We start from the raw sequence: 3731 nt of genomic DNA on the forward strand, positions 1-3731 counted from the left end.
CACCGTGATCGAGACCCTTTTTTTGGCCGGCGGCGACCTGTAACCCCAATGGAAAGCGAGTCAGATTTGAAACCGTTGAAACCGATTGTGGTGATCCCGACTTACAACGAGCGGGACAATCTGGAAAGGCTCACCAGGCAGATCCTCTCCCTGGATCCCGACATCCATCTGCTGGTCGTTGACGACAACTCCCCCGATGGTACCGGGAAGCTCGCGGAAGAGCTGGCCGCCGAGACCGGGAGGGTCAGCGTGCTGCACCGCGCCGGGAAGCTGGGCCTTGGCTCCGCCTACCGGGAAGGCTTCGCCCGCGCCCTCGAGCTTGGCGCCGACTGCGTCGTCCAGATGGATGCCGATTTCTCCCACGACCCCTCGATCCTCCCGCTCTTCTTCGAGAAGATCAAGGAGTGCGACGTCGTCATCGGGTCGCGCTACCTGAACGGCATCAGCGTGGTCAACTGGCCGCTGCGCCGCCTCATGCTGAGCTACTTCGCCAGCGTCTACACCCGGGTCATCACCGGACTTGCCATTTCGGACTGCACCAGCGGCTTCAAGTGCTTCCGCTCCCATGCCTTGAAGGGGATCGACCTCGGTCGCGTCCGCTCGGACGGCTACTCGTTCCAGATCGAGATGAACTTCCGCTGCGTGGAGCGGGGCTACCGGGTGGCCGAAGTCCCCATCATCTTCATCGACCGCCATGCCGGCACCTCGAAGATGTCCAAGCGGATCGTGCGCGAGGCGGTGTTGATGGTCTGGAAGCTCAAGATCGGGTCGCTGTTGCGGCCGCTTTTGGCGGGGAGGGGATGATGGCGAGTTTCTGGAGCATGGTCTGCCTGGCCGGGATCTGGGGCCTCGTCGCCAGCACCGTCGGCTTCATCCTCAGGGCCTTTCCCGCCAGGGGCGTCTTCGACCGCAGGGGCTCCCTCTGCTGGGGCATCGCCCTGCTGGTCTTTTTCGTGGCCTGGATGGTCGGAATGGCCAACGCCTGAGAACCCCGAGGGGGACCAGGAAATGGAGACCGGGGTCCGGCCGCCCTGCCGGTGATGCCGCTGTCATCCTCAAGGAGCACAGTCACCCCTCCGGCAGAGACTCCGCCCGCGTTCCCGTTCCTGCCAATTTCCCCAAAGGTTTTAGTGTTTTAATTCTTCCTCTTTTATGGTACTCATAGTGGCTTATGTCCATCTTCACATGTAAGATAGGTTCCTCCGACGGCAAGATCGTGGTCAAGGAGTTCGACGCCGTCAATGCCGACCTCCTTCGGCAGACCCTGGAGGAACAGGGCTACACGGTATTCGAGCTCCGCAAGAAGCCGCTGCAGTTCCTGATGGAGAGGGGCGTCGGCCGCAAGAAGATCGGCAACAAGGAGCTTCTCCTCTTCAACCAGGAGCTCCTCGTGCTGCTCAAGGCGGGCCTCCCCATCATCCAGGCGCTCGATACCATCCTCGAGTCGGAGGGGGGGAAACTCAACGAGATACTCTCGGCGGTCCGCGAGGACGTCAAGGGGGGGATGGCGCTTTCCGCCGCCTTGGAGAAGTACCCGCGGGTCTTCCCGCACCTGTACATAGCATCGATCATGGCAGGCGAGCGCACCGGCGACCTCCCCCAGACCATCCGCCGCTACATCGCTTTCCTCAAGAGGACAGAGGGGTTCCGCGGCAAGGTCATAGCGGCCCTCTTCTACCCGGCAATACTGATCACGGTGGCAGTCATCGCCATATCGCTGCTCCTTGTCTACGTGGTCCCGACCTTCAGCCAGATCTATACCGAATCAGGATCTGCCCTGCCGGCGCCCACCCAGATGCTGATCTCCTTCACTACCTTCCTGAAGCGCTACGTACTGCTGTTCGTGGCGCTTGTCTTTGTGGCGATCACCATCTTCAGGCGCTGGAAGGAAACCGAGTCCGGGCGCTTCGCCGTCGACAACATGAAGATCAAGATCCCCTTCATCGGGGCCGTGGCGACCCGTTATGCGGTGGCCGGCTTCACCCGCACCCTGGCCACCGTCCTTGGCAGCGGCATTCCCATCGTCGAGGCCCTGAGGATGTCGGTGGGGACCCTCAACAACCGCGTGCTGGAGCGCGGTCTCCTCGCCGCGGTGGTGCGGGTCGAGGAGGGGAGCAAGCTCTCCACCGCCCTGGAGAGCATCAAGCTCATGCCGCCCCTGGCTCTGCGCATGCTCTCCGTAGGCGAGACCACCGGCTCCATGGAGGAGATGCTCTCCGACATCTCGGACTACTTCGAAGAGGAGATCGAAAGAAATCTCCAGGTGCTGACCACCGCCATTGAACCCGCCATCATGATCGTGATGGGGGTGGTGATCGGCGTCATCATCATCACCATGTACCTGCCGATCTTCAAGATCGCGAGCACAGTAGGTTGAGAATATATGCTTAAACCATTCAGAAGAAAGAGACTCGGCGACATACTGCTGGAGCAGGGGGAGCTGACCCCGGACCAGCTGGCCTACGCCCTCGACCGGCAGCAGGCCACCAACGAACGGCTGGGCGCCATCTGCCTGGGCGACGGGCTCATCTCGGAGACCGCCCTGGCCAAGGCGCTGGCCGACCAGTACGGGATGGAGTACGTGGACCTCAAGGGCTTCCGTCCCGACGAGACCATCTTCAACGCCATCCCGCCGGAGATGGTCTACCGTTACCATTTCATCCCGCTGGAGCTGCAGGGCGACCTGCTGGTGGCCGCCATCTCCGACCCGACGGCCGTGGTCAAGCTGGACGAGATGTCGCTCCTTCTGGAGCGCCCGCTCCTCTTCAAGGTGGCGGAGGAAAGCGAGATCGGCTTTCACCTGAAGCGCGGCGAAGGCACGAGCCGGGTCCTCAAGGAGGTTTCCGAGGACTTCATGCTGCAGCTCGTGACCGAGACCGAGAAGGGCGAAGAGGTCCTCTCGGTGGAAAACGTCACCGCCGACACCAGCCCCATCATCAAGCTGGTCAACTCCACCATCCTGGACGCGCTCACCAGGCGCACGTCCGACATCCATATCGAGACCACCCAGGAAGGGGTGATCATCAAGTACCGTATCGACGGCGTGCTCTACAAGGCCACCGACCCGATCGACGGTCACTTCCAGGGGCCGCTCATCTCCAGGCTCAAGGTCATGAGCGAGCTCGACATCTCCGAGCGGCGCATCCCGCAGGACGGCCGCTTCAAGGTGCGCATCGGAGGCAAGTCGATCGACTTCCGTGTCTCCATCATGCCCAGCGCCTTCGGCGAGGACGCCGTCATCCGTATCCTCGACAAGGAGAGCATCGCCAGCGACCTCAGGGGGCTCACCCTGGAGACGCTGGGGATGGCAGCCCACGAGGTCAAGCGCTTCAGGAAGATGATCAAGGAGCCCTACGGCATGGTGCTGGTCACCGGCCCGACAGGCTCGGGCAAGACCACCACGCTCTACGGCGCGCTGACCGAGATCCACACCGGGGAAGAGAAGATCATCACCATCGAGGACCCGGTCGAGTACGTCCTCTCCGGCATCACCCAGATCCCGGTCAACGAGAAGAAGGGACTCACCTTCGCCCGCGGCCTGCGCTCCATCCTGCGCCACGACCCGGACAAGATCATGGTCGGCGAGATCCGCGACTCGGAAACCGCCCAGATCGCCGTGCAGTCGGCCTTGACGGGCCACCTGGTCTTCACCACGGTCCACGCCAACAACGTCTTCGACGTGATCGGCCGTTTCACCCACATGGGGATCGACCCCTACAACTTCGTCTCCT

Annotated in this window: 4 protein-coding genes; all 4 read left to right on the top strand. The window is 62.3% G+C overall.

What is annotated here, in order from left to right; translation table 11 throughout:
• Positions 1–75: 75 nt before the first annotated feature.
• Entirely contained in the window at positions 76–804 is a 729-nt protein-coding gene (locus AC11W3_RS16955; protein WP_484090795.1) for a polyprenol monophosphomannose synthase, read from the top strand.
• A complete protein-coding gene (locus AC11W3_RS16960) occupies positions 804–986 on the top strand; it encodes a hypothetical protein (RefSeq protein WP_484093402.1) in 183 nt (60 codons plus the stop codon). Before AC11W3_RS16955 ends, AC11W3_RS16960 begins: the two co-directional genes overlap by 1 nt.
• 185 nt (positions 987–1171) lie before the next feature.
• Complete coding sequence (locus tag AC11W3_RS16965; protein ID WP_484093403.1) at positions 1172–2377, top strand: type II secretion system F family protein; 1206 nt, start codon at positions 1172–1174, stop codon at positions 2375–2377.
• A gap of 6 nt (positions 2378–2383) precedes the next feature.
• A partial coding sequence (locus tag AC11W3_RS16970) for a GspE/PulE family protein (protein ID WP_484093404.1) occupies positions 2384–3731 on the top strand: 1348 nt, incomplete at its 3' end.

The sequence above is a fragment of the Geomonas sp. genome (assembly GCF_056994735.1).

Coding starts and splice junctions, on each gene's coding strand:
- AC11W3_RS16960 (WP_484093402.1), top strand. CDS start 804: ATGGCGAGTTTCTGGAGCATGGTCTGCCTGGCCGGGATCTGGGGCCTC.
- AC11W3_RS16965 (WP_484093403.1), top strand. CDS start 1,172: ATGTCCATCTTCACATGTAAGATAGGTTCCTCCGACGGCAAGATCGTG.